General features: G+C 63.1%; 16 protein-coding genes and 1 rRNA gene. 14 read left to right on the top strand and 3 right to left on the bottom strand.

Annotated features, from left to right (window positions below; genetic code table 11):
* Positions 1 to 41: 41 nt before the first annotated feature.
* Positions 42 to 160: ribosomal RNA gene (gene rrf / locus PGC08_RS06545) — 5S ribosomal RNA — on the top strand.
* A 284-nt stretch (positions 161 to 444) separates the two neighbouring features.
* On the opposite strand, the gene PGC08_RS06550 is transcribed toward rrf, so the two are convergent.
* Positions 445 to 1,005 (bottom strand): GNAT family N-acetyltransferase, encoded by a 561-nt coding sequence (locus PGC08_RS06550; RefSeq protein WP_442868159.1) that lies wholly within the window; start codon positions 1,003 to 1,005, stop codon positions 445 to 447.
* A gap of 233 nt (positions 1,006 to 1,238) precedes the next feature.
* Between PGC08_RS06550 and gdhA the strand changes: the two genes are divergently transcribed.
* Positions 1,239 to 2,585 (top strand): NADP-specific glutamate dehydrogenase, encoded by a 1,347-nt coding sequence (gene gdhA, locus PGC08_RS06555; RefSeq protein ID WP_009884035.1) that lies wholly within the window; start codon positions 1,239 to 1,241, stop codon positions 2,583 to 2,585.
* 118 nt (positions 2,586 to 2,703) lie between these two features.
* Here the strand turns inward: gdhA and PGC08_RS06560 are convergent, their stop codons facing one another.
* Complete coding sequence (locus tag PGC08_RS06560; protein ID WP_009884034.1) at positions 2,704 to 3,219, bottom strand: flavin reductase family protein; 516 nt, start codon at positions 3,217 to 3,219, stop codon at positions 2,704 to 2,706.
* Between the two features lie 31 nt (positions 3,220 to 3,250).
* Between PGC08_RS06560 and PGC08_RS06565 the strand changes: the two genes are divergently transcribed.
* Positions 3,251 to 3,505 carry a DUF3039 domain-containing protein gene (locus tag PGC08_RS06565; RefSeq protein WP_009884033.1) on the top strand — a complete coding sequence of 85 codons (255 nt, stop codon included), beginning with the start codon at positions 3,251 to 3,253 and terminating at the stop codon, positions 3,503 to 3,505.
* Complete coding sequence (locus PGC08_RS06570; protein ID WP_069599796.1) at positions 3,506 to 5,290, top strand: DEAD/DEAH box helicase; 1,785 nt, start codon at positions 3,506 to 3,508, stop codon at positions 5,288 to 5,290.
* A 37-nt stretch (positions 5,291 to 5,327) separates the two neighbouring features.
* On the opposite strand, the gene PGC08_RS06575 is transcribed toward PGC08_RS06570, so the two are convergent.
* Positions 5,328 to 6,647 (bottom strand): nicotinate phosphoribosyltransferase, encoded by a 1,320-nt coding sequence (locus PGC08_RS06575; protein WP_009884031.1) that lies wholly within the window; start codon positions 6,645 to 6,647, stop codon positions 5,328 to 5,330.
* A gap of 52 nt (positions 6,648 to 6,699) precedes the next feature.
* Here PGC08_RS06575 and clpS point away from each other — a divergent pair, with 52 nt between their 5' ends.
* The 10 genes from clpS to PGC08_RS06625 all read left to right on the top strand — a co-directional run bounded on the left by clpS (position 6,700) and on the right by PGC08_RS06625 (position 16,586).
* The gene (gene clpS / locus PGC08_RS06580) at positions 6,700 to 7,005 is read left to right on the top strand and encodes an ATP-dependent Clp protease adapter ClpS (protein WP_009884030.1); all 306 of its coding nucleotides are present in this window, start codon (positions 6,700 to 6,702) and stop codon (positions 7,003 to 7,005) included.
* Between the two features lie 3 nt (positions 7,006 to 7,008).
* Positions 7,009 to 7,581 (top strand): DUF2017 family protein, encoded by a 573-nt coding sequence (locus PGC08_RS06585; protein ID WP_271709792.1) that lies wholly within the window; start codon positions 7,009 to 7,011, stop codon positions 7,579 to 7,581.
* Positions 7,578 to 8,399, top strand: a complete 822-nt coding sequence (locus PGC08_RS06590; RefSeq protein ID WP_096158470.1) for an MBL fold metallo-hydrolase — start codon at positions 7,578 to 7,580, stop codon at positions 8,397 to 8,399. Before PGC08_RS06585 ends, PGC08_RS06590 begins: the two co-directional genes overlap by 4 nt.
* An 86-nt stretch (positions 8,400 to 8,485) precedes the next feature.
* Entirely contained in the window at positions 8,486 to 9,208 is a 723-nt protein-coding gene (gene rph, locus PGC08_RS06595) for a ribonuclease PH (RefSeq protein ID WP_009884027.1), read from the top strand.
* Entirely contained in the window at positions 9,205 to 9,810 is a 606-nt protein-coding gene (gene rdgB / locus PGC08_RS06600) for an RdgB/HAM1 family non-canonical purine NTP pyrophosphatase (RefSeq protein ID WP_096161583.1), read from the top strand. The genes rph and rdgB overlap by 4 nt, the downstream gene beginning before the upstream one ends.
* A gap of 182 nt (positions 9,811 to 9,992) precedes the next feature.
* Positions 9,993 to 11,495, top strand: a complete 1,503-nt coding sequence (locus PGC08_RS06605; RefSeq protein ID WP_069599801.1) for an ABC transporter substrate-binding protein — start codon at positions 9,993 to 9,995, stop codon at positions 11,493 to 11,495.
* Between the two features lie 13 nt (positions 11,496 to 11,508).
* Entirely contained in the window at positions 11,509 to 12,456 is a 948-nt protein-coding gene (locus tag PGC08_RS06610; RefSeq protein ID WP_193078710.1) for an ABC transporter permease, read from the top strand.
* The gene (locus PGC08_RS06615) at positions 12,453 to 13,355 is read left to right on the top strand and encodes an ABC transporter permease (protein WP_069599803.1); all 903 of its coding nucleotides are present in this window, start codon (positions 12,453 to 12,455) and stop codon (positions 13,353 to 13,355) included. The genes PGC08_RS06610 and PGC08_RS06615 overlap by 4 nt, the downstream gene beginning before the upstream one ends.
* Positions 13,348 to 15,141, top strand: coding sequence for a dipeptide ABC transporter ATP-binding protein (locus tag PGC08_RS06620; RefSeq protein WP_193078711.1), 1,794 nt, complete (start codon positions 13,348 to 13,350; stop codon positions 15,139 to 15,141). The genes PGC08_RS06615 and PGC08_RS06620 overlap by 8 nt, the downstream gene beginning before the upstream one ends.
* 50 nt (positions 15,142 to 15,191) lie before the next feature.
* The gene (locus tag PGC08_RS06625; RefSeq protein ID WP_125187867.1) at positions 15,192 to 16,586 is read left to right on the top strand and encodes an amidase; all 1,395 of its coding nucleotides are present in this window, start codon (positions 15,192 to 15,194) and stop codon (positions 16,584 to 16,586) included.
* Positions 16,587 to 16,696: the final 110 nt, after the last annotated feature.

The following is a 16,696-nucleotide window of genomic DNA, read 5'->3' on the forward strand; positions in this document are numbered from 1 at the left end:
CTTGAGTCTTTTTGATTCGGGTGGTGGTGGTTTGTTGGTTTTGCGGTGGTGATAGTGGTGGGGAAACGCCCGGTTAACCGTTCCGATCCCGGTAGCTAAGCCCATTCGCGCTGATGGTACTGCAACTTGGTGGTTGTGGGAGAGTAGGTGACTGCCGCAATATTCTTTAGGTTGGCCATCCTGTCGTTGACAGGGTGGCCAACTTGTTTTTGGTTGGGGTCATTCCACTTTGGTGGGGTGGCCCCTTCCCTGCATTCACAGGTGGTGACGGTTGTGGGTGGGGGAGTGCTCGCTGAATCACTTCAGCGAGCACTCCCGTTCCTGCTATTCACGGACAAAGTGCTGATTGCTCAGAGACTCTGAGTTGGCCGATGTGGAGTTCTGACCCTTACGGCTGCTGCCACAGCAACTGCATCGGATCCTCGGACCGGCATTGTCGGGCTCTTAAGCCGGTGAGAGTCCGAGGAAACGACGGACCGGCTCGGCGCCGGCAACTTCCACCGGCTCGGTACCGCGGATGATTTCCTCGGCTGCCAGGATGACCTGCTGCTCAACGCGTGTCTGCCCATCCTGTGCGACGAGTGTCTTGACTCCATTGGGCGTGTACCCGAGTTTCTCTGAGACTCTGCGACTGGCTGCGTTGCCCTCGAAGTACCCGGAATTGAACTCTCTGGCATCGAAATGATCAGCAAACGCCACCAACGCAGCTCCGCGCATCTGGGTCCCGTATCCCTTGCCCTGCTCGTGCAGCGCCAACCACGACCCTGTAGAGACCGCCCGGGCGCGGACGAAGTCCTTTGCACTCACGCCCTGCACGCCGACAGCTCGGCCGTTGACCCTGACGGTGAACTCCATGGTCCAGTCATCGACTCTGAAGTTCGCGCGAGTGCCCCATTGGTACTGGGCGATGGACTGCGCGATTTCCTGAGGAGCGCCAGAATCCCAGTTGACGAGAAATGCAGGAATGTTGTTACGGCGAACCCCACCGGCCGCAATATCAGCCAATTCTGTATAGTCCGATTCGCGTACAGGCGACAACTCCATGTGTCCGCAACGAATTCTTAGGGAAAAGGGCGGCCAAACGTCTTCTAAATCCATAAACCGAGTCTAGCGTCGGATGGATTTCGGCAATGCGAAACTCCGAAACTTGCAATATACCAAACCTTGGCCGCGACACCAGTCTGTCCATTATTCGGTCGTATCCGCTCATGTTATGCGGGTCACGGTAAATTAGTCCCATGAGCTTACATCCATCACTGCAGCCAATCTTCGACACCGTGCTTCATCGCAATCCCGGAGAGTCGGAGTTTCATCAGGCGGTACAGGAAGTTCTCCATTCCTTGGGCCCTGTCGTCGACAAGCACCCGGAATACCTCGAACTCTCAGCCTTCGAACGCCTTTGCGAACCCGAACGCCAGATCATCTTCCGCGTCCCCTGGATCGATGATCAGGGGGTCGTCCAGATCAACCGCGCGTTCCGCGTGCAGTTCAATTCCGCACTCGGCCCCTACAAGGGCGGTCTGCGGTTCCACCCGTCAGTGAACTTGGGCATCGTGAAGTTCCTCGGCTTCGAGCAGATCTTCAAAAACGCCATCACAGGCCTGCCCATCGGCGGAGGCAAAGGCGGATCCGACTTCGACCCCAAGGGTCGCAGTGACCTTGAGGTGATGCGCTTCTGCCAGTCATTCATGACAGAGCTCAGCCGCCACATCGGCGAGTACCGCGATGTTCCTGCCGGTGACATCGGCGTCGGCGGACGCGAAATCGGATACCTCTTCGGCCAGTACAAGCGCATGAAGAACGAATATGAAGCCGGTGTCCTCACCGGTAAGGGTCTGTCCTACGGCGGCTCTATGGTCCGCACCGAGGCGACTGGCTACGGTGTCGTGTACTTCCTCAAGGACATGCTCGCAGCAGCGAAGAAGAACATCGACGGACGCACCGTCTCGATCTCCGGATCAGGAAATGTTGCGGTCTTCGCAGCCGAAAAGGTCGCTGCATTCGGCGGTACGGTCATCACCATGTCCGACTCGGGCGGGTTCATCCACGACCCCGACGGCATCGACACCGACATCGTCAAGCGCATCAAGTTCGAAGAGCGCGGTCGCATCTCCGAATACGTTGACGAACGCGGCGGCCGTGCAAAGTACTACGAGGGCGGCAACGTCTGGGACATCGAGGTCGACGTCGCACTTCCATGCGCGACCCAGAACGAGCTCGACGCCGATTCGGCGCGGACTCTCGTGAAGAACGGAGTCATCGCCCTCGCCGAAGGTGCGAACATGCCCTGCACCCCAGAGGCTGTGAAGACCTTCTCCGATGCCGGTGTGATCTTTGCCCCGGGCAAGGCAGCCAACGCCGGCGGCGTGGCCACCAGTGCCCTGGAAATGCAGCAGAACGCCAGCCGCGACACCTGGGACTTCGACTTCACCGAAGCCCGACTGGCTGAGATCATGGGCGACGTCCATGACAGCTGCGCCGAGGCAGCCGCAGAGTTCGGCTCGCCCGGTGACTATGTGGCCGGCGCCAACATCGCAGGCTTCATCCGCGTCTCCGAGGCGATGCTCGCACAGGGCGTCGTCTGATCTGAGCGACACGCAGCCGGCCTCGAACCGGTGCACAGCGGCCCTCTGCTCATCTTCCAGCTTCGTTTGAGGCTGAGGGACGAGCAGAGGGCCGCTGATATTCAACGATGACCTGCAGTCAGCGTGGCCCGATCGTTCCGTAGCCCTTGCGCCACCGCAGCAGCGGTTTGCTCTTGCTGCTGCTGACTCCGGTTCCCATCGACACGACTTCGCCGACGACGAGGTAGTGCGTGGCGATTTCAAGGGTCTGCGTCTGCCGCAGTTCGAACCATGCGATCGCATCCGTGAGCACCGGCTGGCCCGAATGGGGTGCGGGGAACGTATCGATGCCCTTGAGTGAACCGTAGAGCGGCTGCCCGGACGCACCCAGGCGCTCGGAGACGTCCCGCTGGGAGGAGTTGAGCAGGGAGATGGCGTAGTGATCACTCATCTCCAGGGACTCCATCATCCGTGACCCGCCGTAGATGCTCACCGCCATGGTCGGCGGATCGTAGGACACGTCGAGGAACGAGTCGACGGTGATCGCATGCAGGGCGGTCCCGCGTTTGACTGAGACCACGGCAACAGCGGCGGCAATATCGTCGCTGAGTTCGCGATAGCGTTCTGTGAGCGAATCCTCGTGAGTTCTGTCCATGGGTCTCATTCTAGGGAACTACAATGGAGCCATGACCTATCCAGCATCAGGTGGTTCAGCAACAATCGAGCGTGAGCAGTCCGAGCAGCTTGTTGAACCCGGCGACCACGAACGATTCAGCCACTACGCACCCAAAGACAAGATCATGGAATCCATGGTCACGGGCACACCGCTGATTGCTCTGTGCGGAAAGGTGTGGGTGCCCACCCGCGACCCCGAACGATTCCCCGTGTGCCCGCGTTGCAAAGAGATCTACTCATCGATGTCTGAAGGACCCAAGGAGTAAATGGCCGCGGAACGTCTCCCAGGGACCTCCGCCGCCGAACAACTGCCACCGGCCTTTCCCGAGCGTGCTGCTTGGGGAACGGCCGGAAAGTTGCGTGCGTGGCAGGCAGAGGCTCTCGAACTCTATTTTCGGGAACAGCCGAAGGACTTCCTCGCCGTCGCAACGCCTGGTGCCGGTAAGACCACCTTCGCTCTGCGCGTCGCCGCAGAACTGCTAGCCCAGCGGGTCGTCAACAGGGTCACCGTCGTCGCCCCAACCGAGCACCTCAAGGTGCAGTGGGCTGACTCGGCCTCACGCGTCGGCATCAAACTCGACCCGCACTTCAAGAATGCCCAGGGCAAGCACGCGCCGGGCTATCACGGTGTGGCCATCACCTATGCTCAGGTCGCGGCGAAGCCGGTCCTTCACCACAACCGCACCGCTGCCGGTCGCACCCTCGTCATCCTCGATGAGGTCCACCATGGTGGTGACGCACTGTCCTGGGGTGATGCAGTCCGTGAGGCATTCGGCCCGGCAGTGCGCAGACTCTCCCTGACAGGAACCCCCTTCCGGTCCGATACCTCGCCGATCCCGTTCGTCACCTACGCTCCAGACGAAAACGGCATCCGCACCTCGGTGGCCGACTATTCCTACGGCTACGGCCGTGCGCTCAAGGACTCCGTCGTGCGTCCGGTCCTGTTCCTCACCTACGCCGGCACCATGTCGTGGCGGACGAAGGCCGGGGACGAGATGTCGCACGTCCTCGGTGAGGAGACGACGAAGGACATCAACTCCCAAGCCTGGCGAACCGCGCTCGACCCCTCAGGTGACTGGATGCCTGCCGTCCTCAAGGCTGCCGATATCCGCCTGACCGAGGTCCGTCGCACCGTGCACGACGCCGGCGGACTCGTCATCGCCACCGACCAGGACTCTGCGCGTGCCTACGCGAAGATCCTCCGCGAACTCACCGGAGAGGCACCGACCGTCGTGCTCTCCGACGAAGCCGGAGCCTCGGAGCGCATCGAGAAGTTCCAGAACTCCACGGACCGCTGGATGGTCGCCGTGCGCATGGTCTCCGAAGGTGTCGACGTACCGCGACTGTGTGTCGGGGTCTATGCCACCTCCTCGGCGACTCCATTGTTCTTCGCCCAGGCGATCGGGCGCTTCGTGCGTGCCCGCAAACGCGGAGAGACAGCCTCGGTGTTCCTGCCCTCCGTGCCGATCCTCCTGGCGCTGGCCAACACGATGGAGGTCGAACGCGACCACGCCCTCGACCGGCCGAAGAACGAAGACGAGAACGACGTCGTGGTCTTCGACGATCAGGCCATGGAACAGGCCAACCGCAGCGAAGGTGCCTCCTCCGATCAGCTGGGCTCATTCGAAGCCATCGGCGCCGAAGCGCTCTTCGACCGCGTGCTCTTCGACGGAGGCGAGTTCGGTACGGGAGGTGCGGTCGGCTCCGAGGACGAGCTCGACTTCATCGGCATTCCCGGCCTCCTCGAACCGGATCAGGTCCACGAACTGCTGCGCACCCAACAGGCACGTCAGGCGAAGCGGAAGACCGCCTCCGCACCGCCGGCACCGGAGCCTGAGGTCAGCGAACTCGACCACCGGGCGATGAAGGAGGAGCGCAATCAGCTCCAGAGCCTCGTCGGTGCCTGGTCTCGTCGTACGGGTACGCCGCACGCGACCGTCCACGTCGAACTGCGCAAGGCTTGCGGGGGACCGGCTGTGGCACAGGCGACCCAGGAACAGATCCAGGCGCGGATCAAAAAGCTGCAGGGCTGGTTCGTCGGCAAGAAGTGACGCCTGAGAGCCTCAGCTCAGCTGACTTCGGTCGAAATCATTTGGGGTAGAAGACCGTGGGGATCGCGGGTTCGCCGTCCTGCATGCGGCGGGCCGAACGTGGCAGCTCGGCCAGAGACTCGTCATGGCGGGCGCAGGCCTTCGTGACTCCGGCCGCGCCGATATAGGACTCATCGATCTCACCATCGACGACGAGGTCGACAGTCAGCGAGCGGCCATCGCCGAGGTCGTCTGGCAGAGTCGGGATGCCCACGGCCTCTTCGACCGCGATGGCACCATCGATGAGACGCAGAGCATCTTTGTGCCCTCCCCGGGAGGGCTTGCCTGCCGAGTTCTTCGCCACCGAGGTCCAGGCACCCGATTCGTCGGCTCGGGCCACGAGCTTGTATACGAGCCCGGCCGCCGGAGCGCCCGAACCGGTGACCACCCGTGTTCCGACACCGTAGGAATCCACGGGGGAGGCTGCAAGAGCGGCGATGGCATATTCGTCGAGGTCGCTGGTGACGGTGATGGTGGTGTCGTGAGCGCCGAGGCGGTCGAGGCCGGCACGGACCTCACTGGCCTGCTCGACGAGGTCGCCGGAGTCGATGCGCACACCGCCGAGGTTCTCACCGGCCAGGCGCACAGCCGTGGCCAGTGCTTCCTCGACGTCATAGGTGTCCAGGAGCAGAGTCGTGTCGGTGCCCAATGATTTGAGCTGAGCGGCGAAGGCCTCCTGCTCGGAATCATGGAGAAGAGTGAAGGAGTGGGCGGAGGTGCCGATGGTTCGCAGACCGTACCGGAGTCCGGCGGCGAGATTCGACGTCGACGCGAACCCGCCGATGACAGCGGCGCGGGCGGCCGCGACCGCTGCATGCTCGTTGGTGCGGCGTCCACCCATCTCCGCACAGGGCCGATCTCCTGCGGCCTGCGCCATGCGCGAGGCCGCCGAGGCGACCGCACAGTCATAGTTCATCGCCGAGAGGATGAGCGTCTCGAGGATGACCCCTTCCGCGAACGTGGACTCAATCGTCATCAGAGGTGACCCGGGGAAGTAGATCTCGCCCTCGGCATACCCGCGGATGCTGCCGGAGAACGAGTAGTCGGCCAGCCAGTCGATGGTCCGCGAGTCGACGATCTGCTCGCGGCTGAGGAACGAGAGCTCTTCGTCGCCGAAACGGAAATCCTTGAGCATCTCGAGAATACGACCGGTACCGGCAACGACCCCGTAGCGGCGACCGGCAGGCAGGCTGCGACCGAAGACTTCGAACAGGCTCCTGCGGTGCGCAGCACCTGATTCCAGGGCAGCCTGGACCATCGTCAATTCGTACTGATCGGTGTAGAAAGCCGTCGAACCGGTCCGTGTGAGATCACTCATAGGCGCGATACTACGTCACGACAGCGTCAGTGTTCTGCCGTAAGGTGGAAACGTGAGCAATCCAACGACTCCAGTTCTGGAGCCGGAGGTCGACATTCGACCGGTGACAGAACAGGCAAAGCCATGGAAGACCGTCGTCTTCAACGACCCCGTCAATCTCATGAGCTACGTCAGCTATGTCTTCCAAGCCTACTTCGGGTATTCGACCGAGAAGGCTCACTCGCTGATGCTTGAAGTCCATGAGAACGGTCGCTCCGTCGTCGCCACAGGCGGACGCGAAGCCATGGAGAGGGACACCCAAGCCATGCACGAATACGGTCTGTGGGCCGCGTGCCAACCCGAATCAGGATCCGACTGAGATATGGCTGCAATCGATGCTCGTGGGGACGATGTCGTCCTCAAACTCGAGGACAATGAACGATCCCTCATGCTCACCGTCTTCACCGACCTGGCAGCACTGCTGGCAGAAGACGACAACGAAGACGGTCGCCCCGATTCTGAGAACTGGGAGGCACGTCTCGGGCTGGTCGAACGGCCACGCCCCCAGGACCCTGCGCTGCTGCGGCTCTTCCCCGACGTCGACCCCCTCGACGAGGAACGATCACGGGAGTTCCGACGCCTCACCGAGTTCGATCTCCAGCAGGCGAAGGCCCACAATGTGCGCATCGTGCTCAACGGACTGGCTAAGGGGTCCTCGATCACCTTGAACCACGATGAGGTTCTAGCGTGGATGAAGGGACTCAACGATCTGCGTCTGGTGCTTGCCGTTCGTATGGGCATCGACACCGAGGAAGCCCAAGAAGAGAAATACGCTCAGCGGGAGGACCTCGACGAATCCGAGGAACTCACACTGACCCTGTATGACTTCCTGACCTGGATTCAGGACCGACTCACCACTACTTTGCTCAGCGATCTGCCGGGGGACGACGTATGAAACTCACTGCCATCGGCACCGCCGGCTCCTTTCCCGGCCCCAACTCAGCAGCCAGCTGCTACCTCATCGAAACAGACGAGGAAAAGCCGACGCGCGTCGTCCTCGACCTCGGATCCGGGGCACTGAGCCCGCTGCAGCGCGCGGTCGATACGGACGGGCTGAGCGCGGTCGTGCTCAGCCATCTTCACCCCGACCACTGCATGGACATGACCGGTCTGTACGTCAAGCACTGCTATGACCCGAAGTTCTTCAACGGCAACATCTCCGACACAGGGTCGATCCGCACGAGGACAAGCGTCTTCGCTCCCGCAGGTGCACAGGAACGATTGACACGTGCCTACTACACGGATCCCGGGAAGTCCCCAGTCGCCGCGAGCGCACACGACTCCGACCTCAGCCACGCCTTCGACTTCACCGATATCGATCACGGGACCAGCCACCAGGTGGGCAGCCTGACGATCGAATCCTTCCTCGTCGACCACCCGGTTGAGGCCTATGCCCTGCGCATCACCGACGCCAAGGGCGCGGTGATCACCTATTCCGGTGACAGCGACGAATGCGACAATCTCGTCGCAGCGGCCCGGGGCGCGGACCTGTTCCTCTGCGAAGCCGCCTTCCAAGAAGACCGCGACACTGCTCGCGGCATCCACCTCACCGGCAAACGTGCCGGACGTGTGGCACAGGCGGCAGATGCCAAGTCACTCGTCCTCACCCACATTCCTTCCTGGACGGACTGCTCCATCGTCCGTGGAGAGGCCGCCCGCGAATACCGTGGACCCATCGAACTGGCCAAACCAGGCAACAGCTGGACTGTGTGAGACTCTCCACCGACACAGATCACGACACAGAACACAGTGCACCCAGGACGCAACAGAACAGCACCGACAACCGAAAGAGGCCCACAGTGCGCGCAGACGGACGAAATGCCGACGAACTCCGCGAAGTGACCATCACTCGCAACTGGATCAACACCGCCGAAGGATCCGCTCTGGTGGAATTCGGCAACACCCGTGTCCTCGTTGCGGCCTCACTGACCGCAGGAGTGCCACGCTGGCTCAAGGGCCAAGGCCGCGGATGGGTCACCGCCGAATACGCGATGCTCCCTCGAGCCACGGACTCCCGCAATACCCGCGAGTCCGTCAAGGGCAAGCTCGGCGGTCGCACCCATGAGATCTCCCGACTCATCGGTCGCAGCCTGAGGGCCGTCATCGACCTCGACAAGCTCGGCGAGAACACCCTCGTCCTCGACTGCGACGTCCTCCAGGCTGACGGCGGCACCCGAACCGCATCGATCACCGGAGCCTACGTGGCACTGGCCGACGCGATCGACAAGGGACGGTCGACCGGGATCATCCCCGCTGCGAACAATCCCATCAAGGACTCGATCGCAGCCATCAGCGTCGGCATCATCGACGGTGAACCCGTACTCGATCTGCCCTATGTCGAGGACTCACGCGCCGATACCGACATGAACGTCGTCATGACCGGCAGCGGACAGTTCGTCGAAGTCCAGGGCACCGCCGAAGGCGCACCGTTTGACCGTGACGAACTGGGCACGCTGCTCGACCTCGCAGCCAAAGGCTGTGCCGACCTCACCGGCATCCAGTCGGAAGTCCTGAGCAAATGACCACGTTCGTGCTGGCCACCCACAACGAAGGCAAGAGGCGCGAACTCCTCGCGATCCTCCTGCCCACGTTGGGGGAGGACACGAATGTTCTCACAGCCGCCGAGGCAGGACTCGGCGATATCCCGGAAACCGGGGTGACCTTCGCAGAGAATGCACTGATCAAGGCCCGCGCCGCCGCGCAGGCCACCGGTCACACCGCCATTGCCGATGATTCGGGAATCGCCGTGGATGTCCTCGGCGGGGCACCGGGAATCTTCTCCGCCCGGTGGGCTGGCCGACACGGAGACGATCGAGCCAACCTCGAGCTGCTTCTCGCCCAGCTGTCGGACATCTCGAGCGAACATCGTGGGGCGCAGTTCCGCTGCGCTGCCGCCGCGGTCACTCCCGACGGTCGCGAATTCTCCGCAGAGGGAGTCATGCCTGGGCGTCTGGCCACGAGTCCCTCGGGAGACCACGGTTTCGGCTACGACCCGATCTTCGTGCCCGACGGTTCTGACATCAGCGCCGCACAGATGACACCGGAGGAGAAGAACTCCCGGTCGCACCGGAGAGTCGCCTTCGACAAGCTCGCCGCGGTGCTCGCGGCACAGGCCGGGCTCTGAATCCTGTCCATCGGGCCCGGACATGTTCCGGGCCCGTCCCATTGAGTCTTCTCCACAATCTGGACATCGACTCATCGCCTGGTGAGAACTTCCGCTAAACTGGCGAGGCCGGTGTGCGCCCGCGCACAGTCTGGTCAGAGAAGACGAATGAACCACCGTCGGTTCGTGAAAATGGGAGAGCGATGAAGACTCCGCGCATCAGAACGTGGATGGCAGCCCTGGCTGCCTCGAGCCTGATCCTGACCGGTTGCTCGGCAGGAGCATCGGACTCCGGCGACGAATCCAAGAAGGATTCGATGGCGATCGCGTTCACCGCCGAACCGGTCAACCTCGACTTCACCTCCACCTCGGGCATCGCCATCCCTGAGGCACTGATGGAGAACGTCTACGAGTCCCTCGTCCGCGTCGACGGTGAGGGCGAGATCCAACCGGGCCTGGCCGAGGACTGGGACGTATCCGATGACCGCAAGACCTACACCTTCCATCTGCAGAAGGGCGTGAAGTTCTCCAACGGCGCGGATCTCACGAGCGAGGACGTGAAGTTCTCCTATGAACGGGTGCAGAACGACTGGAAGAACGCACTGAAGTCCAAGATGGACGTCGTCGAGTCGATCGAAACCCCGGATGACCTCACCGTTGAGATCGCCCTCAAGAAGCCGTCCAACACATGGCTGTTCAACCTCACCTCCCTTGTCGGAGCGGTCTTCGACACCGAAGGCACCGACAACCTGGCCAAGGAGGCTATCGGCACAGGGCCCTTCTCGATTGAGAAATTCACCCCCGGACAGTCGATCGACTTCGCAGCCAGAGACGACTACTGGGGTGAGACCCCAGCGGTCAAGAACGTGCAGTTCAAGTACTTCAAGGACGCGGTCTCAGCTTCGAACGCCCTGAAGTCCGGAGAGATCGACGTCGTCTCCAACCTCCAGGCTCCCGAACTGGCCGGAGAGTTCCAGAGCAATGACTATCAGATCATCTCCGGCACCACGAACGGTGAGGTCGTGCTCTCGATGAACAACGCGAAGGGCATCTTCAAAGACAAGAAGGCTCGCGAAGCGGTCATGCATGCCATCGACCGCAAGGCCGTGCTGGACACCGCATGGGCAGGCTACGGCGAGCTCATCGGCTCCATGGTTCCACCGACAGACCCGTACTACGAGGACCTGACGAAGGTCTGGGACTATGACCCGCAGAAGGCCAAGGACCTGATCGCAGACGCCGGCATCGAAGGGGAGACATTCGCCTTCACCGTGCCGAACCTGCCGTATGCGAAGGCCATCTCCGAAATCGTGTCCGCACAGTTGGAAGAGGTCGGGCTCAAAGCCGATATCGAAACTCAGGAATTCCCCGCAGTCTGGTTGGACAAGACCTTCACCGAACACAAGTTCGACATGTCGGTCATCAACCATGCCGAACCCCGGGACATCCTCACCGTCTTCTCCAACGACTACTACATCGGCTACGACGACTCGAAGATCAAGAAGATCGCCGAGAAAGCCGATACCGGCACGGAAGAGGAATACGTCTCAGGGATGAAGACGATCGCGAAGACGATCACCGAAGACGCAGCCTCGGACTTCCTGTTCCTCTTCCCGAACCTCGTCATCGCGAAATCCGACGTCGCCGGAATCCCAGCCAACAGGGTCAACGACGCATTCCGGATCGCGGATCTGAGCTGGAACTGAAGTACCGCCTCCCATGATCACCTATGTGGCCAACCGTGCTGTCCAATTCGTCTTAGCACTGATCGTCGCCTCCGTGGTGGTCTTCGCACTCATGAGCATCCTGCCCGGCAATGCCGCACAGGTCGCCTTGGGAACGAACGCCACCCCAGAGGCGGTCGCGGCACTTGAAGCTCAATACGGACTCGACCAGCCACCGCTCGTGCGCTACTTCGACTGGATCGGCGGAATGCTCACCGGCGACTTCGGCACCTCGTACGTCACCGGTTCCTCGATCACCCCCGTCATCGTCGGCAGCGTCCAGGTCACCGGCATCCTCGTCGTCGCCGCGATCATTCTGGCGATCGTCATCGCCGTCCCGCTGGGCACCTTCGCCGCCCTAGAACAGCGCAACTGGATCGGAGTCACGATCTCCGCGCTGAGCCAGTTCGGCATCGCCGTGCCGAACTTCCTGGCCGCCATCATCCTCGTCATCGTCTTCTCCCTGACGCTCGGCTGGTTCCCCTCCCAAGGGTGGATGGCCCCGGTCGAAGGACTCGGCGGGTTCCTCCTCCGTCTGGTGCTGCCCGTCGTGTCCCTGGCTCTTGTCCAGGCCGCGATCCTCACCAGGTACGTGCGCTCAGCCGTCCTCGACGTCATGCGCGAGGACTACATCCGCACAGCCCGCGCCAAGGGCCTGACTCAGACCAAGGCACTGTTCGTCCACGGTCTGCGCAATGCCGCGATCCCCGTCATCACCGTGGCCGGGGTGCAGCTCGCAACGCTCCTCGTCGGCGCTGTGATCATCGAACAGATCTTCGTCATCCCCGGCATCGGCTCCGAACTCGTGCGTGCCGTGGCCAACCGCGACCTCGTCACGGTCCAGGGCATCGTCATGGTCCTCGTCCTCCTGGTGCTCATCATCAACCTCATCGTCGACGTGCTCTACCCCCTCGTCGACCCCCGGATCAGGAACGCATCATGAGCGAGAACCCGAGCCCAACCTCGGCGAAGGAAATGCCTGTGGAGCGGCGCAGACGCGCGAAGCTGCGGCTCAACGCCTCGATGATCATCGGCGCCGTCCTCATCTTCCTCATCGTCGCCCTCGCACTCGTGTCCTTCGTGTGGACGCCCTACGACCCCAGCACCGTCGACCCGGCCGCCCGACTGCAGTCGGCAAGCCCCGAACACCTCTTCGGCACGGACAAATTCGGCCGCGACACCCTGACCTGGGTGATGTACGGAGCCCGGATCACCCTCATGGTCGGCGTCGTGGCCGTCGGCATCGCCGTGCTCATCGGCACCCCCATCGGCATCATCGCCGCCGTCTTCGCCCAGTACCCGTGGGGTGTGTGGCTGAGCGCGGTGATCATGCGCGCCAACGACATCCTGCTCGCCTTCCCCGCGCTGCTGCTGGCGATCGTCTTCGCCGCCGTCTACCAGCCCGGGACAGGTCCGGCGATGGTCGCCGTGGGAATCGCCGCGATCCCCGGATTCGCCCGCGTCGCCCGCTCCGGAACGATGCAGGTGCTCGGCTCTGAATATGTGCGCGCGGCCAAGGCCTCGAACCGGAGTGCCCCGGCGATCGCCATCGTCCATGTCCTGCCCAACATCGCAGGCATGGTCATCGTGCAGGCGTCCGTGGCGTTCGCGATCTCCGTCCTCGCCGAGGCGGGGCTGTCCTTCCTGGGCCTGGGCACACAGGCCCCGGTGCCCTCGTGGGGCAGAATGCTGCAGGAGTCCCAGCAGTTCCTGTCCACCCAGCCCGAACTGGCACTGTGGCCCGGGTTGTTCATCGCCCTTGCCGTGCTCGGCTTCAACCTCCTAGGCGATGGACTCCGTGACCGATTCGATCCGAAGATGGAGGCCCGCGGCAATGAGTGAGAACCTGCTCGAGGTCCGTGACCTCACCATCACACCGGCCGGGTCACAGGCACCCGTGCTTGAGAATGTGTCACTGAGCCTGGCCCCAGGCGAGAGAGTCGGACTCATCGGGGAATCCGGGTCCGGCAAGTCACTGACCGCGCAGTCCGTGATGGGTCTGCTCCCCGAAGAGCTGCACGCCGAGGGCAGCGTGTCACTGCAGGGGTTCTCCGGAAACATCCTTGATGCCAAGGAGAAGACCCTGGCCCGGATGCGCTCGAACCTCGTGTCCATGGTGTTCCAGGAGCCCATGAGCGCACTCAACCCGCTGATGCGCATCGGTGACCAGATCGCCGAGGCGCTGCGCATCCACGGTGCGGTGGCCCGCGGTGACATTCCCCGCCGGGTCCTCGACCTGCTCACCAGCGTGCACATGCCCGATCCGGGCAGTGCACGGTCTGCCTACCCGCACCAGATGTCGGGTGGCCAACGACAGCGAGTGATGCTCGCGATCGCGCTGGCGAATTCGCCGCAGCTGCTCATATGCGATGAGCCGACGACCGCTCTCGACGTCACCGTGCAGAAGCACATGCTCGAACTCATCGCCGAGCGTGTTGCCGCGGTGCAGGCAGGACTGCTGTTCATCACCCATGATCTGGCCGTCGTCGCCGAAGTCTGTGAGCGAGTCATCGTCATGTATGCCGGACGCATCGTCGAATCCGGCACCGTGCGACAGATCTTCACCGATCCACAGCACGAATACACACGAGGCCTCCTGGCCTCCTCCGACCTCGAAGCCACCGATGGCAACGGCAAGCTCTACACACTCAAAACCGCGCTGTCCTATGCCGGACCGGTGGACGAAACAAGCCCAGTGGACGAAGCCGGCCCGGGCGACGAGGACGAGCTGTCCGTTGCCGCTGGGGCAGCCGACGTGCGGGAGCCAGCTGCTGTGCGGGAGTCAAGAGCCGCCTCGGCGAGGGAAGCACCCACTGTCGGCGGAGTCGCGCCGCTCATCGAGGTCAGCGGGGTCTCGAAGCACTTCCGTTCACGTGGTCTGCTGCTGCGCCGCAGAGCCCCGGTGCGTGCGCTTGAAGACATCAGCTTCAGCGTTGCCTCCGGGCAGCGCTTGGGAATCGTGGGGGAGTCGGGGTCGGGCAAATCGACTCTGCTCAACATCCTCTCCGGACTCGACCGGCCAAGCTCCGGCCATGTGCGGGTCGGTGACATCCGTGTGGAGTCAGCGAGCTCATCGGCGCTGAGGGCTCTGCGTGAGAATCTGCAGATCGTCTTCCAAGACCCCTTCGCCTCACTCGATCCCCGTATGCGGGTCGAAGACATCGTCTCCGAACCCCTCGTCGCCCGCGGCCTGGGCCGGGAGGAGCGATTGGCCAGGGTGGAGGAGATGCTGCAGGCGGTCGACCTCGACACGAAGGCCATGCGACGCTATCCGCACCAGTTCTCCGGGGGACAGCGACAGCGGATCTCCATCGCCAGAGCGCTCGTGACCCGGCCGCAGATCCTGGTCGCCGATGAGCCCGTCTCCGCGCTCGACGTGTCCGTGCGTGCCCAGGTCCTCAACCTGCTCACCGACCTAGTCGATGACTATGCGCTGACCCTGCTCTTCGTCTCCCACGACCTCGGCGTCGTCAAACATCTGTGCTCCGACGTCATCGTGATGAAGGACGGGCACATCGTCGAATCCGGGTCGACCGAGGACATCTACGCGAACCCCCGCGAGGACTACACTCGCAGCCTCATCGCGGCCACCCCCAGCCTGGCCGGTGCGCTCGCCTCAGCGAACTGAGACCGATGCAGCGCCACTGACCTCAGCAACAACAGAAGAAAGGACGGCAGATGAGCCACACCACGCTTGCCGACCACAGTGCAGAAGCCATGACCAGCGGTTACGCATCAAGAGACTTCGACCCGTCCGAGGTCCTGGTCGCAGTCGTCGACCGGATGGATGAGTGCGAACCCGTCATCAACGCTCTCCACCACCGCGACGACGAGCGTTCGAGCGCAGCGGCGAAGGCTAGCGCCAAGCGCTGGCGCGAAGGCAGATCGCTGGGAGCCCTCGACGGGGTGCCGGTGACGATCAAAGAGAACGTGGCCCGCAGGGGAGTGCCGATGCCCAGCGGGCACGCCTGGTCCGAAGTCCCCGTCTCCACGCACGACGCCCCGATCACGCAGCGTCTCGAAGAGGCCGGCGCCGTCATCGTGGGATCGACGACGATGCCCGACTGGGGCATGCTCTCCTCGGGTGTCTCCTCGCTGCACGGAATCACCCGCTCGCCCCTGGACCCGAGCCTGACGACGGGCGGATCCAGTGCGGGTGCCGGTGCCGCCGCCGCAGCCGGTTACGGACCCATTCACATCGGCTCCGACATCGGCGGATCGATCCGGCTGCCCTGCACCTGGTTGGGGCTGGCCGGCCTCAAACCCAGCTTCGGTCGAGTTCCACTCGACGCCCCGTACATGGGGCGATGCGCCGGACCGCTGGCCAGGACCATGGCAGACGTGAAAGCGGCGATGGACGTCATCTCCGCCCCCGATGTCCGTGACTACTCCAGCCTGCCCGCCCAGGGGACTCCCGAACCTTGGGACTTCGACCCGAAAGGACTGCGCATCGGGCTTCAGCTCGATGCCGGATGCGGCGAGCCGGTCAACCCGGAGATCGCATCCACCATCGCCGAGGCGGCCGATCGTTTCGCAGCTGCCGGAGCCGTGGTCGAGACCATCGACGCATTCATCGACGATGAACTGCTGCGAGACATGGACCTGTTCTGGCGAGTCCGCTCGTGGGGTGACCTGCGCGCCCTGCCCGTACAGGAGCAGGCCCTGATACTGCCCTACATTCAGCAATGGGCTCAAGGCGGTGCCGATGTCACCGGGCTCCGACTCATGGAGTGCTACCACAGCGTGCAGGAGATCCGGCGTCGCAGCGTCGCGGCCACAGCCGCCTACGACCTCGTCATCTCGCCCGTCTCGCCCGACGCGGCGTATCCGGCAGAACAGCCCATGCCCTACCCGAAGGTCAACGAACCCATGGGACACATCGGGTTCACAATGCCCTACAACATGTCCGAACAGCCTGCTGGCACGGTCCTGGCCGGATACACCGAGGACGGTCGGACTATCGGTGCCCAGATCTCGGGTCGACGCTTCGCCGACGAACTCGTCATGGCCGCCGGCTCCTGGTTCGAACAGACGGCCGGAGTGCCGGCACCCGTGCGGGCCGCGATGAGCTGAGGAACGACATGCAGCGAGGGCCTGGGTTCGATTGAACCCAGGCCCTCGCTGTCTGCACTGTCTCGCTTCGGTGGGGCCACCTCGGCGAGGTCAGCGACTGTCGTCGCCGA

The sequence above is a fragment of the Brevibacterium sp. BDJS002 genome (assembly GCF_028201555.1).
GTDB classification, from domain to species: domain Bacteria; phylum Actinomycetota; class Actinomycetes; order Actinomycetales; family Brevibacteriaceae; genus Brevibacterium; species Brevibacterium aurantiacum.